Genomic DNA, 15,415 nt, shown 5'->3' with positions numbered 1-15,415 from the left:
GCGTGAGCATCCTGATCCGGCTGCTGGGAATCAAAAAAGTTTACAAAAGTTTACACAATTCATTGGTAACTTTTATAATTATCTGATAATAAATGACTTAAGTTTTTACAGGGTTTACACACAAAGCTCTTTATTTTACCGATAGTAGTATGCATGCTTGTACAAAAGCTCGATATTTTATCCAAACCACTCGAACAGCTCTGCCTGTTTTAACTTTGCTTTTTCCTTTGCAGCGATGTCCTTCAGGATCTCGCCCTCGCCCATCTGGATAATGCGGGTACCGTAATTGGCGGCGTCCTTTAAATTATGCGTTACCAGTATGGCGGTAAGGCTGTATTGTTTAATAAGCGCATCAGCGGTGCAAATTACGTTTTCGGCAGAGCGCGGGTCGAGGGCGGCGGTCGGTTCATCAAGCAGGAGGATCTTGCATTCGTCCATAACGCTCATGAGCAGTGTAAGCGCCTGCCTTTGCCCGCCGGAGAGCGTACCAATGGGCTGCTCTGTTTTATCTTCCAGCCCCATGCCCAAAGCGGCTATCTTTTCGCGCACTAGCGCCTTAAAGTTTTCGTTTTTGCCGATGGTCAATCCTTTGCTTTTGGTACGGAGCGCTGCAAGCCGGAAATTGTCCAGGATGCTCAGATCGGCAGCAGTGCCCGAGAGCGGGTTTTGAAAAATACGGGCTATCCATTTGCTGCGCTGGTAATCGGTCAGTTTAGTGGCGTTGTTACCGGCTATGCTGATAGTGCCTGTATCGGGCAGGATGGTGCCCGCCACCAAATTAAGCAGCGTGGTTTTACCCGAACCATTGGAGCCCACGATCACTACAAATTCGCCCTCGTGTATCTCCAGGCTTAATTTCCCTAACGCTTTTACCTCGTTGGGTTTACCCGCGTTAAAGGTTTTGCTGATGTTTTTTAACGCTATCATGCCTGGCGGGAAGTTAAGCGCGGCAGGCCGACGATAATCAATACAAACATAGCTGTCACCATTTTTAGCAGGTTGGGGTTTACGCCGATATCCAGCGTAAAGGCCAGCACCAGTTGGAAGATAACAGCACCCGCAAGCACCAGTACCAAACTCCACCAAACTGATGTAATTTGCATCCAGCTAATAAGGGTTTCAGCAATGATAACCGAGCCCAGGCCGATGATCACTACCCCTATGCCCATGCTAATATCCGCAAATCCCTGGAATTGGGTGATAAGGTAGCCGCTCAGCGCCGTTAAAGCATTGGCAATGGCCAGGCCGATGATCTTCATCCTATCGGTATTTACGCCAAGCGCGCGTACCATTTGTTCGCTGTTGCCGGTGGCACGCATGGCAATGCCAAAATCGGTCTTAAGCAGGTAGCCGATAAGTAAGGTAAGCGCAGCTACGAATAACGAAAGAATGATCAGTGAATTTTGGTTGGGATCAGTCAGCACATTCAGCACCGAAAATAAGGTTGGCAAACTCAACAGGGGTAAATTAGAACGCCCCAAAATAGTGAGGTTTACGGAGTAGAGCGCCGTCATTACCAGGATGCCCGCCAGTAAGGCATTTATTTTTAGTTTGGTGTGGATGATACCCGTAAGAGCTCCGGCAACAGCACCAGCGCCTATTACGGCTAACAAAATGAACCATCCCGGTTGGTTATGCGTAAGCATGATGCCCGTTACCACGCCACCCAGCGTGTAGCTGCCATCGGTAGTAATATCGGGGATGTTGAAGATCTTCATGGAGATATAGATCCCGAAGGCTATCCCCGCGAAGCATAGCCCCTGCAACAATGCGCTAAGGTACAATCCCATTATTTTACGGCGGTATAATCGGCCGGGATGGCGATGTTATATCTCTTTGCGGCAGCTTCATTATAAACGCGCTTACGCACTTTTACCATTTCCAAAGCAATCCCATCGATTTTACGTGTTTTGAGGAATTGCGCCGCTTGCACGCCACTTTGATAGCCCCATTGGTAAATATCGGCTCCAAAGGCGGCAACCGCGCCGCGCTGCACCAAACCGGCTTCGCTGGTAAATATGGGCACATTGTGTTCATTACAGCTTTTCAGGATGGTTTCAAAGGCGGCAAATACCGTATTATCCGGATTAGCGAAGAAGGCGTCGATACCTTTACCCAACAACGCCTGCGTAACCAGCTGCGCATCGGCAGAAGAATTGAGCGGCAAGGCAATGATCTTTATATCCAGCTTCGCTGCCAGCCCTTGTATGCGGTTTAATGCATCGGCAGATTGCGGCTCGCTTTGATTATAGATCATCCCGATGGTCAATTGCGCACCTTTTGGTTTTAACAGCTTTGGGATAATAGCGAAAGAGGTATCAATGTAATTCAACTCCTCCATAGTGCCGAACAAATTTGCGGGCCCTTTGCCATTGGCATCGGCAACCTTCATCCTATCGGGCGTTGGCGATACCATCTGAAAAATGGGGATGTTTTTTGTTTTTTGGATAGCGGCCACAGTCGATAACGTGGTAGAAGTTGCCAGCAGGTCTACCTTTTCGGCCACAAACTGGTTCACTATGGTGGTGAGTGTAGGGATGCTACCCTGCGCGTTGCTATACTTTATTTCGATGTTCTTTTGTTCCTCGCTAAAACCGTTTGCCTTTAATGCTGCTACAAAGCCATCCTTGGCCTGCGCTATGGTGGCATCTTCAAAAGCATCTACAAAACCAACCACCGGCACGGCATCCTTAGATTTTGGCGTGCAGGAAACAACGGCGGCAATTAACAAAATGGCAATGGATAGCTTAGGAAATTTCATATATCAAAAATAGTTAAACAGCATGGATATTTGTATTTATCATCTTCTAAATTGTCTCTCGAATATCAGAATTTTCTTATGGCGATGCTTTTTTTGCCTATTTTAGCCGTTGATGATACCCGTTATTTCTAAACTGCCCCAAACAGGAACCACCATATTTACGGTGATGTCGGCACTTGCTGCCGAGCTTGGTGCTATTAACCTATCGCAAGGTTTTCCTGATTACAATTGCGCACCCGAACTGGTAGAACTGGTGAACAAGGCCATGCAAAACGGCCATAACCAATATGCGCCAATGCCCGGCCTGATGGCCCTGCGCGAACAAATTGCCATTAAAACTGAAAAACTTTACGGTGCGGTTTACAACCCCGATACCGAAATTACCGTTACCGCCGGCGGCACACAGGCAGTTTTTACGGCCATCAGCGCTGTGATACACCCTAATGATGAGGTCATCATTTTCGAGCCGGCGTATGATTGCTATGCCCCCGCCATTAAACTAATGGGCGGCGTGGTAAAATCATTAGAACTCGACCCACCCGATTACCGCATTGCCTGGGATATGGTGAAACGCCTTATCAACGGTAAAACAAAAATGATCATTCTTAATTCGCCGCATAACCCTACCGCAACTATTTTGCGTAAAGAGGATATCGACGAGCTGAGCGCCCTGGTAAAAAACCAGGATATACTGATATTAAGCGACGAAGTATACGAGCACCTGATCTACGATAACGAAGTGCACCACAGCATGGCCCGTTACCCGGAGCTGCAGCAACGCAGCTTTATCGTATCGTCATTTGGTAAAACATTCCACGCTACGGGCTGGAAGATGGGTTATTGCCTCGCCCCTGCTTACCTGATGACCGAGTTCCGTAAGATCCACCAGTTTTTGGTGTTCAGCGTGAACGCGCCCATGCAGCATGCCATTGCCGAATATTTAAAGGACGAGAACACCTATTTAAGCCTGCCGGATTTTTTTCAGCAAAAGCGCGATTACTTCCGCGAAGGGCTTAAAAACACCCGTTTTCAACTATTGCCATGTGCGGGGTCGTACTTTCAATCGGTAACTTATGATGCCATTACCGATGAGAAGGATTCGGATTACGCCATCCGTTTAACAAAAGAGATCGGGGTGGCATCTATACCTGTTTCGGCATTCTACCGCAAGGGTACCGATAAGCATGTACTGCGATTTTGTTTCGCAAAAAGACAAGAAACTATTGATAAAGCCGTTGATAGGTTAATAAAGGTTTAACCTTTAGTAAATATTAACGTATAAATTTACCAGCCGCCGCTACCTATAAAATCTGCTTATGGATAATCTGAAAGTTACCGTTTACCAGGGATATTTATTTTGGGAGAACATTGATAAAAACCTGCAGAATATCTCGCTAAGGTTATCCGGTATCCGCGAAAAAACGAACCTGATCATCCTGCCCGAAATGTTTAATACCGGCTTCACCATGAATGCCGAAGCGTTGGGAGAAGAAATGGGCGGTAAAACGATGAAATGGATGCACGATACCGCAAAAAAGTACGATTGCGTGGTAACCGGCAGCCTCATTATTAAAGACGATGGCAAATACTATAACCGCCTCATCTGGATGCGCACAGACGGCACCTGTGAGCATTACGACAAACGCCACCTCTTCGCCCTTGGCAAAGAACATAACACTTACACTGCGGGCACTAAAAAACTCATTGTAGATATAAACGGTTGGAAAATTTGCCCCGCCATATGTTACGATCTCCGTTTCCCGGTATGGCTGCGCAATGTTGATGAGGACTATGATGTGCTGATGATTGTAGCCAACTGGCCCGAAAGACGCGCTCTGCACTGGCGCACCCTGATCCCTGCTCGTGCGGTAGAAAATCAAAGTTATGTAATTGCCGTGAACCGCGTAGGCCACGATGGCAACGAGGTTTACCATTCCGGCGATTCTACGTGCATCAGCCCCAACGGCGATGTGGTGTATTACAAACGCGACGAGGAAGATGTGTACACCTTCTCCATCATTTACGACGAAGTGAAAAAGATTCGCCGCGCCCTCCCGTTTTTAAAGGACGCGGATGCGTTTACGTTAGTTTAATGTGCAGATTTCAGATGTGCAGATGTTTTTACCGGAAAGCCATCATCTGCACATCTGAAATCTGAAATCAGTACATCTGAAATCTGCACATTTACTTCTCCCACCCGGTTTCCTTCAGCGCCGGGTCGTTCTCTTTTACTAAAAAATCATTATTGGATAACGAGCCGGCGTCCCATTCCAGGATGGCCTCATCGGGTACAATTTCTACCGGGGTTTTCCAGGAAGTTGATGTTTCGTTATAAGCTAAATTTGATTGCAGCGAATAGCAACTGATGATAGACCACCGCGGACTATCTGACAGGTTAGCTTCCGAACGATGCAATAGGTTACTATGGAATAAAAGAGCGTCACCTGCTTCCAGCTCACAATAGATCAGTTCCATTGTTTTAAGAGCATTCTCCACCATCACCATATCCGCGCCCACCTGTTCGCCCGAGAACCCGTGGTTTACGCGGCCCAGTTTGTGCGAGCCTCTGATCACCTGCAGGCACCCGTTCTGTTTGTTGGCATCTGTAAGGGCAACCATTACGCTCATCAGCTCATCGGGGAACATAAACTGGTTTTTGTACCAGTAGCCGTAGTCCTGGTGCCATTCCCAGGCACCGCCAACTTTGGGTTCCTTCTGCATTAGTTTGGAGTGAAAATGGCAAACCGGGGCATGTTCGCCTAATAGCTGTGCTACCGGAGCAATCATTTTCTCACTGCGGGTAAGGTAGCCAAACACATCGTTACCGGGCGTAAACCAAAGCGAGAGGCGCGTTTTTTTGCCATCCTGATCGTTCAGGTCGAGCGCGTTCTTGCGCATGGCATCATCATTAAGGGCGGTACTATATAGTTTTTCTATCTCGGCTTCGCTACAAAATTGTTTAATAACGAGGTAACCATCGCGCTGATACTGCGCTATTTGCTCAGGGCTGAGTGCTTTGCTTTCCATAAAAGTGGTGAAATTGGTTAGGTAAATTTAAGAGATTTATCTAACCAATAAAGCAAGTGCGATATATCTATTAATTATAGCTAAAAATCGCTTAGTTGGCTGTAACATTTCCTGCCGGTTACGCTCTAAGTGAATAAGGAATGCTGAATTAATACCATAATATCTATGAATTGGAAATTCTTATCGCGCAAAAAAACCGATACCGCAAAGCCAAAAAAGAGCAAAACACGCGAATGGCTTGATGCTATTTTATTCGCGCTGATTGCTTCGACTATCATCCGCGGGTTGTTATTTTCGGCATTTGCTATCCCTTCCGCATCTATGGAAGGCAGTTTGATGACCGGCGACTACCTGTTTGTAAGCAAATTATCCTATGGTGCCCGTATGCCGATGACGCCGATATCCATACCGTTTTTAGAGTCGACCATCTGGGGCGGCACAAAAACCTATTGGGATGGCATACAGCTGCCCTACTACCGCCTGCCTGGTTTGGGCGATGTAAAAAAAGGCGATGCGGTTGTATTTAACTACCCTGCCGAAAGCGTTCCGCGCCCGGTGGATATGCGGGTGCATTATATAAAGCGTTGCGTTGGCCTACCCGGCGAAACCGTTACCATTGTTAACGGACAGGCATACACCGATGGCAAAGCGGTAAAAAACGCGCCGCAGGCCCAAACCTCTTATTTGGTTGTTACCAACGGTACACCGTTAAACCAGGATGTATTAGACGATCTGCATGTAGAAGTGCGGAGATTTGACGGTACAAGTACTTACGAACTGGTGATCCCTACCGATAGTTATTCGCAGCTAAAAAACTTCTCTAATATAAAGTCTGTTACGCAGGTAAACCAGCCAAAAGGCGAGGGTAATATGCAGATCTTTCCGAATAACGCCTTATTTAACTGGAACGAGGATAACTACGGTCCGGTGCTAATCCCCAAAAGAGGAACCGTAATACAACTGAACGACAGCACTATGGCACTTTATAAAACTGCCATAGAGGTTTATGAGCACAACAAACTGGAAATTAAAGGCAAAGAGGTTTTCATTAATGATAAAAAAGCCGATAGCTATACCTTTAAAATGAACTACTACTGGATGATGGGCGATAACCGCCACAATTCGGAAGATTCGCGTTTTTGGGGTTTTGTACCCGAAGACCATATCGTAGGCAAAGCCGTGATCACCTGGATGAGTATAGACAGTACGCAATCTTTCTTCAAGAAGATCCGTTGGAGCCGTATCTTCAGTCCGATCCACAGCGTAGAGCAATAGGCCTTGATACGCCCGATAGATAACTATTTTTTAGAAAAGCCAGAGCCTGCAAAAAGCGCCCTGGCTTTTTTGCGTGGCCATATTTTATCGCTGGACACTCATCTTACCGAGGAATGGAAATACGGTATGCCTATGTATTGCTACAAGGGCAAAATGTTTTGTTATTTATGGGTGCATAAAAAATACGGGCAACCCTATATTGGCATTGTGGAAGGCAACCGGCTTAGCCACCCTGATCTGTTGCAGGAGAAGCGTGCCCGGATGAAAATATTGGTGATAGATGCTACGGAGGACATCCCTGTGGAGAAGATAAATGCAATTTTAGAGGAGGCGCTCGCCTTTTATAATAATTAGCCTCCGTGCGCAATTTTAAGGTATGGAGTAATTACAACTTTATTGAGTAGCACAGGCACATGGCAACGCGGAGATCCATCTAAATCAAATTTCCTTTAATTCCTTAATTCGACAACTTAAAGTCGGACCAGAAAATTTCGCCACCGCTTTTTTCAGCTTCACCTTTTATTTTGGCGGCCGGGTTTGTATATTCCCTACATTTACCCAATGGATAAAACCGAGAAACAGATCTGCCTGTACAGTTCTGCCCTTTTAGCGCTTCTGCTAAACGCCGGCAAACTGCTCGCCCTGCGCGATAACGGTATCCTGGCGCAGTATTGGCGCTTCAACACCGCGGAATTTATCTTCCAGGTGTTGGTGAATTTCGCATTTTGCTACCTCATCTTTTACCTCAATCTCAAAAATCAATCGCTTAGCTCATTGCGGGAGCGAAACAAATATCTGCCTTATCTTGGTATTAATGTTTTGGTCGGCCTGTTGTTCATGGTCTTTTTCGGCGGCATACAACGCCGGGTTTTCCGGATCGATGAATTTCGACAGATCTACTGGGCAGGTTACATGGCACGTTTCGGGCTGACAGCTTTGCTTACCGGTATCCTCACTAAAATTATTCTATTATTGCGCGAAAGTAAAAGGCATATCCGGGAGAACGAGCGCCTAAAAAACGCCTATACCATAGCCGAACTTGAACTGCTAAAAGAGCAGCTTAACCCGCATTTCCTGTTCAATTCGCTTAGCAGCCTGTCGGGTGTGGTGCGCGAGGACCCGGCGCTCGCACAACAATATATTAAGCACTTATCCAAAGTGTTTCGCTATAGCCTGGATAAACCGGCCAACAATTTAGTTACCGTGGCCGATGAACTGCAAATGATAAACTCTTTTGCCCAACTATTAAAAATGCGGTTGGAGGATTCATTTAGTTTAACGGTAGCTATCAGCGAAGACTACCTTAATTTTCAACTGCCACATCTTTCGCTGCAACCTTTATTAGAGAATGCCGCCAAGCATAATTCGGCAACTACCGCCAATCCGCTAAGGGTTAATATTTATATTGATGGCGATGAAATTGCTGTGAGCAACAACCTGCAGCCTGTTACCGCCGAAAGCAGCGGTATAGGCTTAGCCAATTTAAACGAACGATTTAAAATACTGATAAATAAAGAGATAAACATTATTAAATCGCCCGTTACTTTCACCGTTAAACTCCCCTTACACCATGCCTGAGCTACGCATCGTAATTGTGGAGGACGAGGCAGTTACAGCCCGCAACCTGGCCCACATGCTGCAAAGTATTGATGGCAGCATCCTTGTCGCTGCCATGCTGCCATCGGTAAAAGATGCGATTGATTGGTTTGATACCAATGCTGTTTACGACCTTATTTTTATGGATATCAGCCTGGCCGATGGCATGAGTTTCGAGATCTTTAAAAATACCACTATTACCCGCCCGGTGATATTTGTAACCGCTTATAACCAACATGCACTACTCGCCTTTAAAAATAATGGTATCGACTACATCCTGAAACCATTTGATGAAACAGAAATAAAAGCCGCGCTTACTAAATACAAAAGCCTCGTAGCACCCCCGCCGTCGGCCAATACAAATACACTCGAACTGGAGCGATTGCTTCAGCAGTTGGGCAAACTCAGCAAGCCCTATAAACGCTCATTTCTGGTGCATTTCAGGGAAAAGCTGGTGCCTGTAGAAACCCTGAAAATTGCCTGGTTTTATACTGCCAACGAGATTGTATATGCCCACACTACCGATGGCCACCAGTACATTATGGAATTCACCATGGAGCAATTGGAACAACAGCTCGATCCGCAGCAATTCTTCCGTGCCAACCGTCAGTACATTATCAACCGCGTAGCCATTACAGAGGTAGATTTTTATTTCAATGGCCGCCTTTCGGTAAAAGTAAAACCCGATCCAACCGAACATATCCTCATCAGCAAAGCCCGCGTACCCGAGTATAAAGCCTGGATGAATAAGTAAGCCCTTGCTTATAAATTGGATTAAAGCCGCGTAACGTACAAACATTAACACTTCACCCCCCAATTTTTCAGTTTGGCCGGTTTTAACGAAACGATGCCCGATAAATTGCCTCAAATTAGCATTAACAACAAGTACCAAATACACACAACATGAAAAAAGCAATCTTCAGTTTAATTATAACACTTGCAGCCATAACGGCACACGCACAAACTAGAGTAGTGGTAAGGCATCCTCACCGCAGGGTGATAGCAGTGGTACGCCCGGCTGTTTTGAGACCTGTTGTAGTAGCACAACCTGTAATAGTTGCCCGGCCGGTAGTACGCCAGGCCGTAGTAGTTCGCCCTGCACGCAGGCGCATTGTAATTGTACACTAAATCAAATTTCCATCCAAAACAAAAAAACACAACAATAAATCAACATGAAAACAAACCAAATTACCGCATACCGTAGCAGCGCAATCAAAATGCTTTTGATCCCCGCGCTGGGCTTAACCATGATCTTCTCCTCCTGTAAAAAAGATGGCACAACAACCGCTGCCGTTACCGCAGATGAAGCAGCCGAAGTAATGGTGCAATCCATTGATCCTGCCAGCGGAGGTCTCGCCCTGCAAACCACAGCAGCTACCACCATCACCTTAACCAATAGCAGCAGCGTAAAATGCGGCGTAGCTAAAGATAGCACCATCAGCGGATCTGGTGGCACAGCGGCGCGCGCCTACACCTACAACCTCAACTGGCACCGCTTGCTTACTTGTGGGGTAGGCAGCCTCCCGTCTAAACTCGATTTTACTTTTACCGGCGGCAGCACCTATTCGGGGCCCAAAATGTCATCAGATGATAACTCTACAGGTGCCTTCTCCGTAACCGGGTTGGAACCATCCGGCGCAGAGTACACTGTTAACCAAACATATACCCGCAATGGCACGCAACAATCAAAAGTGCGCAATAACCGCAGCTTTACCAGTACTGTTAATGTTACAACCACCAATGTAAAAGTAAATAAGGTAAGCCAGCAGATCACCTCGGGCACGGGAATCATCGCCATAACCGGCACCGCATCTACCGGCGAGGCATTTAGCTTTACGGGCACCATTACGTTCCTGGGGAGCAAAAAAGCAACTATTGTATTAAGCACCGGCGCCAAATACCAGGTACAGTGGTAAAACATTAAATTGCAGCTATGAAAAATATACTATCACAAGCAGGATATGGGTTGGCCCCTATCCTGCTGCTGCTGGCTATGCTTTTTCCCGCCCAGGTAAAAGCGCAGAAAATGGATGCGGCAACTCTTAAAAAATCCACCCCGCAGCAGCGGGCCGACTGGCAGAACAAAATGATGAAGGACGACCTAAAGCTTACCGATGCACAATACCAGCAGGTAAGCAAGCTCAACCTGGAGTATGCCCAAAAAATGCAGCCGCTATTTACCTCTACGGATAGCCGCTTCAGTAAAGGCATGAAAGCACGTTCCATCATGAAAGAAAAAGACGGTAAGTTGAAAGCTATTTTAAGCGACGAACAATACAATATATATCAAAAAATAGTAAAAGAAAAAATGGCAGAAGTAAAGAAAGCCATAATGGAAGATTGAATAGCTGATTTTAATAATTTACGGATAAGGTTGACAAGAAAAATTAGCTACTCAGCCGAATCATTTAAATTAACGGCTCTGTCAAAAAACATATAACCATGAAAAAACACATCATACTCATCGCCATTGCGTTACTCTTCATGGGCAAGGCCGTTGCCCAGCAAAATTTTGACAAGGTAGATACCTGGCTGAACGATAATACCCCGGCCATGGGTGGGCGTAGCGTGCTGGTGGTGTACAAGGATGGTAAAGTAGTTTACAACAAGGCAGTAAATGATCTATCCCGCCGGCAAAAAATGGTGAACAAATTTATGGCCCGCCGGCAAAATAAAACTGCTAACCTGGATGATTACAACTCCGCCACAAAAATCCCTATTGCCAGCTGCAGTAAATGGCTCAGCGCCGCTCTGGTGATGACCTTTGTAGATGAAGGCAAACTAAAACTAACCGACACAGTTGGTAAATATCTGCCCATTTTATCGCAGCATGGCAAAGGCAATATCACCTTAAGCCAATGCCTTTCGCACACAACGGGTATCAACCCGCCATCGCTTAAAGAAAGCTTGCAGGAAATGCGGGGCGTAAATACTATGGACGAAGCCATAGCTGACATTGCCAACCTGCCTATGGAGGACAAACCCGGTACCGTATTCCATTACAGCAACGCCGGTTTGCAAATTGCCGGCGCCATCATCGAAAAAATAAGCGGCAAGGATTTCCACGCTTTGTTTGCCGAGCGTATTGCCGCCCCGCTGGAGATGAAGAACAGCGATTTTGGTACCAGCAAGGTGGCCTTGCCCGCCGGAGGTGCTAACAGCAGCGCCGACGATTACACCAACTTTTTAGTAATGATCCTCAATAAAGGCGTGTACAAGGAGAAACGCATCTTAAGCGAGAAAAGCGTTGCTGAAATGCAGGTGAACCGCGTAACAGCAGATGTAAAAATTGGCTACGCACCGGCCGAGGCAGGCACTATGGGCTATGGCTACGGCGAATGGGTAATGGGGCCAAATGTGGTAAGCAGCCCGGGTTTGTTCGGCAGTTTTCCGGTGGTGAATAATAAAGCGCGTTATACCGCCTTTTTGCTGTGCTATTATATTAAAAACGACGGCCGTGGCGAACGGTACAAGCAGTTGGTAGCGTTGCTGGAAGATGCGTTGAAATAGAAGAACATATTAACCCGCACAAAAAGGCAATAATCATGCTGCGTAACAAACAAAAAACGCTAAAAACTTAGCATGTTTGTATCCGCGCGTTTTATGAACAAACTACACATTAACAGGTTATCCACCACTCTTTTGTTATTTTTAATAATAGCGGGCTGTAAAAAAGATGGCAACGGTAATTTTAGTTATGATAAATATTACGCTACCCGCCCGGATATTCAAAACTGTATTGCAGGCAGTTTAAACAGCAGCAGTAAAGAAGCTGTGCTTGCCAGGGTAAACTACATCCGCAGCCTGCACAAATTGCCCGCTGTTGTTTATAATACCGAATATGACGAACTGGTACAGCAATCGGCCCTAATAGGCGCTGCCAATGCCGAACTTGACCATTACCCCGGCCCCACTGCGGAATGCTATAGTAAAGATGGCGCCCTCGGCAGCAGCGCGAGTAATCTCGGTATCAGCCTGAGCAGCCAAACAGACAATTTTAAAGACGAAACCAATGTTGACAGATGGCTTACCGAAGAATACAGCCAAACCATTGGCCACCGCCGCTGGCTGCTCGACCCCTTTTTAAAGTACATATCGTACGGGCGGGTAGATGGCAAACCAAAAAAGTCGGGATATAGTTTTGTATCCGCCGCATCACTTAAAGTGATCAATAGCGAGGTTGCCGAGATCCCCTACCTCAATATTGCCTATGTAGCTTACCCCAGTGCAGATTATCCCAGCGCGCTCTTCCTTAAAAACGGCATATTAAGCTTTTCGGCATTGTACGACAAGAACAACGAATGGAACAACTCCTATGTAAAATATACCCATGCTACCGTTGAAGTAAGCACCGACGGTGGCCAGGCAATGCCCGTTTCTGCCATTAGCTTTGATAATGAAGCCGAAGGACTACCCAATTCTATTCAATGGAAGATAGACGGTTTAAAAGATAATATCACATACATCGTAAAGATAAAAAATGTGGTGGCCGATGGCGACATCATATTGAATTATCAGTATAGCTTTAAGCTGGTGAAGTAGGGAATTAAACCGCTTTAATCGTGTTGATCTTTTAATCCTGTAATCGTGTTTTATTCGCTAATTACGCTCACGTAACTTACCGCCGGCAGTTTAAATTTCGCCACGCCATCTTTTACCTCTACGGCGCGTTCTTCTTTCATATTCGTCTTCCGGTTGGTGATGTAATAACGCAGCCGGGCAATTTTCGCAGGCAGGCCGGTTAAATTTACTTCGCGCGTGCTGCCGTTGTTTACCAATTGCACAGCATATATACCTTTATCCTTATCGCCCATAGCCGCCGCAGAAATTCCGGGCCTGTCTACACTTACCGGCATGGCAAATAAGCCTTTAGGCGTGGTGGAAAGCTGCTTTAAATTCCAGAAACGCTGGCCCGGGTGCAAAGGCTCGGGGTTGCCAAAGATCCCGCCTCCTATCAGTGGCGAGTAGTCGGCGGTAAGCTGCCATTGCAATATAGATACCGGCTGGCATATGGCCAGCAGGCGGGTATACAGGTTTATCTCTTCCAGCGCGTAGGTTTGCTCCTGGAAGATATCGGGATAGTTCCAGGCGGCGGCATCTATACTGCCCTCGCCCACAATTAGCGGCACATTCATTTTGGTGGCGGCATCTGCCCATTTTTGCAGGGTAGCACTATCCCAGCCCCTCCAGGAGTGGAATGATATGGCGCCTATGTACGGCTTTGCAGCGGGATCGTCCATTGCGGGGTATAAAAATTTATAGGTTGTTGCGTCCGAATTATCACCCAGCAACAATTTGGTTTGCAAACCTTTGGAGGCCATGTAAGCGCCCAGGCCTTTAATAAAATCGCGGTGCTCCTCCCCTGTTTGGCGAATGTTGATACCCAGGTCAGATTCGTTGAAGGAGAACATTTTCACCTCGAAACCGTATTTGGCTTTCAGGTAAAGAATATAATCTGTTATCGATTTGTAGATGGCTTCGTCCTGCGCATGATCCAGCGGATTACCCCAAATACCTTCGGGCGTAGGCCTGAACCGTGGCGGGCCTACAATGGCCCAGTTGGGTGCCGACCATGCCGACAAGATCACCGGGATGCCCATGCTATCCAACCGGTGTGCCATCTGCATTGATTTCAGCACAAAGGGGTTTAGTTTACCATTGTTTGCTTCTGCTGTGGGGTCAACATCTTTTTCGGGCTGCCAAAAACGCCAGGGCATCTCTACCCTGCCCCAGGCCACGCGGAGATTTTGCAGACTGTAATCGATCACCTGCGGATCGGTCTTCGGGTTCTGCAAGCGAAAATTACCGCCAAGCCCGGCAAACTCACGCCCGGGATGCGCGGTATTGATAACGAGGTTTACCGGTTGTGTATCTACCAGGCCATCGGCTTTAATACTGAAGGTTTTGGTAATCATATCGCCGCGATGCACCGCATCCAACGCCAGCGGTACATATAGTTGCAGGTTACCTACCGAATCTTTACGCACGATAACCATCTCGGGTTCATCAAAACTTACTTTTAGTTTCCTCGCGGGAGCAATAAATTCCACGCCTTTTGCTTTTACACTTACAAAACTATTGGCAAAGCCCGGCGCGTATTGTTTTAACGAATCTTCTTTTACCCCGGCCAGCTGCAGGCGGCTTTCGCCATACTCGGCTACAGGCAGGGTGATGCAAAAGAAAACACCCTTCAACGCGGTATCCTTTTTAGCAATCACCTGCACATTCACTTTTATTTTTCCGGAGCCGGCATCAGTAACCGTCTGACTGAAAAAAAGGCTATCTATACGGGTCACCACGATCTGGTCATCTCCCCGGCGACTGTATTTTGGCGATTGCTTTTCTTTAGCGGTAGCCGCCACGCGCTTGCCATTGGCGCTGATTACCCGCAGGCTGGTCTCGAAACTATACAGCTGCCCTTTGGTACGGATACCGGTGATATTCCCCCAGGGCTCTACTTCCGCCTGGGCGTAAGCGTGGTTAGCGGCAAAAGTACCAAGCAATAAAGTAAGTATAACTGAGGCCCTAAAAATGGGGCGCAAAATGGTGTAGTAAGTTTTCAATTGGCGTGGTGTTTATAGTTGCCTAAATTACAGTAATGGCCGCTATTGCCGTCAATGATATTTTAACATAAACAGATGAATTTAGGCAATGCAATAATCAAAACAACCCACAAAAAAGCAGCCCCGGTAGTTTACGGGACTGCTTGGCATTGAAAATATCCGGCAAAGCCGGGAGTACGTTTATTTTTTTGAA

General features: G+C 46.7%; 16 protein-coding genes. 11 read left to right on the top strand and 5 right to left on the bottom strand.

Going from position 1 to position 15,415, the window contains the following annotated elements; translation table 11 throughout:
- Positions 1-177 precede the first annotated feature (177 nt).
- From IDJ77_RS25890 to IDJ77_RS25880, 3 genes are read right to left on the bottom strand one after another with little or no spacing between them, the layout of a single operon-like run.
- Positions 178-927, bottom strand: a complete 750-nt coding sequence (locus tag IDJ77_RS25890) for an ABC transporter ATP-binding protein (protein ID WP_191191901.1) — start codon at positions 925-927, stop codon at positions 178-180.
- Positions 924-1,790, bottom strand: coding sequence for an ABC transporter permease (locus tag IDJ77_RS25885; protein ID WP_191191900.1), 867 nt, complete (start codon positions 1,788-1,790; stop codon positions 924-926). Before IDJ77_RS25885 ends, IDJ77_RS25890 begins: the two co-directional genes overlap by 4 nt.
- Positions 1,790-2,761: an ABC transporter substrate-binding protein gene (locus tag IDJ77_RS25880; RefSeq protein ID WP_191191899.1), complete on the bottom strand. Its 972-nt coding sequence runs from the start codon at positions 2,759-2,761 to the stop codon at positions 1,790-1,792. The genes IDJ77_RS25885 and IDJ77_RS25880 overlap by 1 nt, the downstream gene beginning before the upstream one ends.
- A gap of 112 nt (positions 2,762-2,873) precedes the next feature.
- Between IDJ77_RS25880 and IDJ77_RS25875 the strand changes: the two genes are divergently transcribed.
- The gene (locus IDJ77_RS25875) at positions 2,874-4,019 is read left to right on the top strand and encodes a methionine aminotransferase (RefSeq protein WP_191191898.1); all 1,146 of its coding nucleotides are present in this window, start codon (positions 2,874-2,876) and stop codon (positions 4,017-4,019) included.
- Between the two features lie 58 nt (positions 4,020-4,077).
- Complete coding sequence (locus IDJ77_RS25870) at positions 4,078-4,854, top strand: amidohydrolase (RefSeq protein WP_191191897.1); 777 nt, start codon at positions 4,078-4,080, stop codon at positions 4,852-4,854.
- Between the two features lie 91 nt (positions 4,855-4,945).
- Here the strand turns inward: IDJ77_RS25870 and IDJ77_RS25865 are convergent, their stop codons facing one another.
- Positions 4,946-5,788, bottom strand: coding sequence for a phytanoyl-CoA dioxygenase family protein (locus IDJ77_RS25865; protein ID WP_191191896.1), 843 nt, complete (start codon positions 5,786-5,788; stop codon positions 4,946-4,948).
- Between the two features lie 165 nt (positions 5,789-5,953).
- On the opposite strand from IDJ77_RS25865, the gene lepB reads away from it, so the two are divergent.
- The 9 genes from lepB (at position 5,954) to IDJ77_RS25820 (ending at position 13,201) form a co-directional block, all read left to right on the top strand.
- Positions 5,954-7,063 (top strand): signal peptidase I, encoded by a 1,110-nt coding sequence (gene lepB / locus IDJ77_RS25860; RefSeq protein ID WP_191191895.1) that lies wholly within the window; start codon positions 5,954-5,956, stop codon positions 7,061-7,063.
- Positions 7,064-7,066: 3 nt separating this feature from the next.
- Positions 7,067-7,417 carry a DUF1801 domain-containing protein gene (locus tag IDJ77_RS25855; RefSeq protein WP_224751240.1) on the top strand — a complete coding sequence of 117 codons (351 nt, stop codon included), beginning with the start codon at positions 7,067-7,069 and terminating at the stop codon, positions 7,415-7,417.
- Between the two features lie 207 nt (positions 7,418-7,624).
- Positions 7,625-8,641, top strand: a complete 1,017-nt coding sequence (locus IDJ77_RS25850; protein WP_191191894.1) for a sensor histidine kinase — start codon at positions 7,625-7,627, stop codon at positions 8,639-8,641.
- On the top strand, positions 8,634-9,413 hold the full coding sequence (locus tag IDJ77_RS25845; RefSeq protein ID WP_191191893.1) for a LytR/AlgR family response regulator transcription factor: 780 nt from the start codon (positions 8,634-8,636) through the stop codon (positions 9,411-9,413). Before IDJ77_RS25850 ends, IDJ77_RS25845 begins: the two co-directional genes overlap by 8 nt.
- A 149-nt stretch (positions 9,414-9,562) precedes the next feature.
- Positions 9,563-9,787 carry a hypothetical protein gene (locus IDJ77_RS25840; protein ID WP_191191892.1) on the top strand — a complete coding sequence of 75 codons (225 nt, stop codon included), beginning with the start codon at positions 9,563-9,565 and terminating at the stop codon, positions 9,785-9,787.
- Positions 9,788-9,831: 44 nt separating this feature from the next.
- The gene (locus IDJ77_RS25835) at positions 9,832-10,575 is read left to right on the top strand and encodes a hypothetical protein (protein ID WP_191191891.1); all 744 of its coding nucleotides are present in this window, start codon (positions 9,832-9,834) and stop codon (positions 10,573-10,575) included.
- 17 nt (positions 10,576-10,592) lie between these two features.
- Entirely contained in the window at positions 10,593-11,003 is a 411-nt protein-coding gene (locus IDJ77_RS25830; RefSeq protein ID WP_191191890.1) for a hypothetical protein, read from the top strand.
- 98 nt (positions 11,004-11,101) lie between these two features.
- Positions 11,102-12,169: a serine hydrolase domain-containing protein gene (locus tag IDJ77_RS25825; RefSeq protein ID WP_191191889.1), complete on the top strand. Its 1,068-nt coding sequence runs from the start codon at positions 11,102-11,104 to the stop codon at positions 12,167-12,169.
- Between the two features lie 93 nt (positions 12,170-12,262).
- The gene (locus tag IDJ77_RS25820) at positions 12,263-13,201 is read left to right on the top strand and encodes a CAP domain-containing protein (RefSeq protein ID WP_191191888.1); all 939 of its coding nucleotides are present in this window, start codon (positions 12,263-12,265) and stop codon (positions 13,199-13,201) included.
- Positions 13,202-13,251: 50 nt separating this feature from the next.
- Here the strand turns inward: IDJ77_RS25820 and IDJ77_RS25815 are convergent, their stop codons facing one another.
- On the bottom strand, positions 13,252-15,222 hold the full coding sequence (locus IDJ77_RS25815) for a glycoside hydrolase (RefSeq protein WP_191191887.1): 1,971 nt from the start codon (positions 15,220-15,222) through the stop codon (positions 13,252-13,254).
- Positions 15,223-15,415 lie beyond the last annotated feature (193 nt).

This window comes from Mucilaginibacter pankratovii, assembly GCF_014773265.1.
Lineage (GTDB): Bacteria > Bacteroidota > Bacteroidia > Sphingobacteriales > Sphingobacteriaceae > Mucilaginibacter > Mucilaginibacter pankratovii.
Note: the sequence above shows the minus strand (reverse complement) of the source record. Positions and strands in the feature narration are given on the sequence as shown.

What these genes read in the sequence shown, in the direction of transcription:
- IDJ77_RS25845 (WP_191191893.1), top strand. Translation starts at nt 8,634, where the DNA reads ATGCCTGAGCTACGCATCGTAATTGTGGAGGACGAGGCAGTTACAGCC.
- IDJ77_RS25825 (WP_191191889.1), top strand. Translation starts at nt 11,102, where the DNA reads ATGAAAAAACACATCATACTCATCGCCATTGCGTTACTCTTCATGGGC.
- IDJ77_RS25850 (WP_191191894.1), top strand. Translation starts at nt 7,625, where the DNA reads ATGGATAAAACCGAGAAACAGATCTGCCTGTACAGTTCTGCCCTTTTA.
- IDJ77_RS25840 (WP_191191892.1), top strand. Translation starts at nt 9,563, where the DNA reads ATGAAAAAAGCAATCTTCAGTTTAATTATAACACTTGCAGCCATAACG.
- IDJ77_RS25820 (WP_191191888.1), top strand. Translation starts at nt 12,263, where the DNA reads ATGAACAAACTACACATTAACAGGTTATCCACCACTCTTTTGTTATTT.
- IDJ77_RS25885 (WP_191191900.1), bottom strand. Translation starts at nt 1,790, where the DNA reads ATGGGATTGTACCTTAGCGCATTGTTGCAGGGGCTATGCTTCGCGGGG.
- IDJ77_RS25830 (WP_191191890.1), top strand. Translation starts at nt 10,593, where the DNA reads ATGAAAAATATACTATCACAAGCAGGATATGGGTTGGCCCCTATCCTG.
- IDJ77_RS25870 (WP_191191897.1), top strand. Translation starts at nt 4,078, where the DNA reads ATGGATAATCTGAAAGTTACCGTTTACCAGGGATATTTATTTTGGGAG.
- IDJ77_RS25865 (WP_191191896.1), bottom strand. Translation starts at nt 5,788, where the DNA reads ATGGAAAGCAAAGCACTCAGCCCTGAGCAAATAGCGCAGTATCAGCGC.
- IDJ77_RS25835 (WP_191191891.1), top strand. Translation starts at nt 9,832, where the DNA reads ATGAAAACAAACCAAATTACCGCATACCGTAGCAGCGCAATCAAAATG.
- IDJ77_RS25890 (WP_191191901.1), bottom strand. Translation starts at nt 927, where the DNA reads ATGATAGCGTTAAAAAACATCAGCAAAACCTTTAACGCGGGTAAACCC.
- IDJ77_RS25875 (WP_191191898.1), top strand. Translation starts at nt 2,874, where the DNA reads ATGATACCCGTTATTTCTAAACTGCCCCAAACAGGAACCACCATATTT.
- lepB (WP_191191895.1), top strand. Translation starts at nt 5,954, where the DNA reads ATGAATTGGAAATTCTTATCGCGCAAAAAAACCGATACCGCAAAGCCA.
- IDJ77_RS25880 (WP_191191899.1), bottom strand. Translation starts at nt 2,761, where the DNA reads ATGAAATTTCCTAAGCTATCCATTGCCATTTTGTTAATTGCCGCCGTT.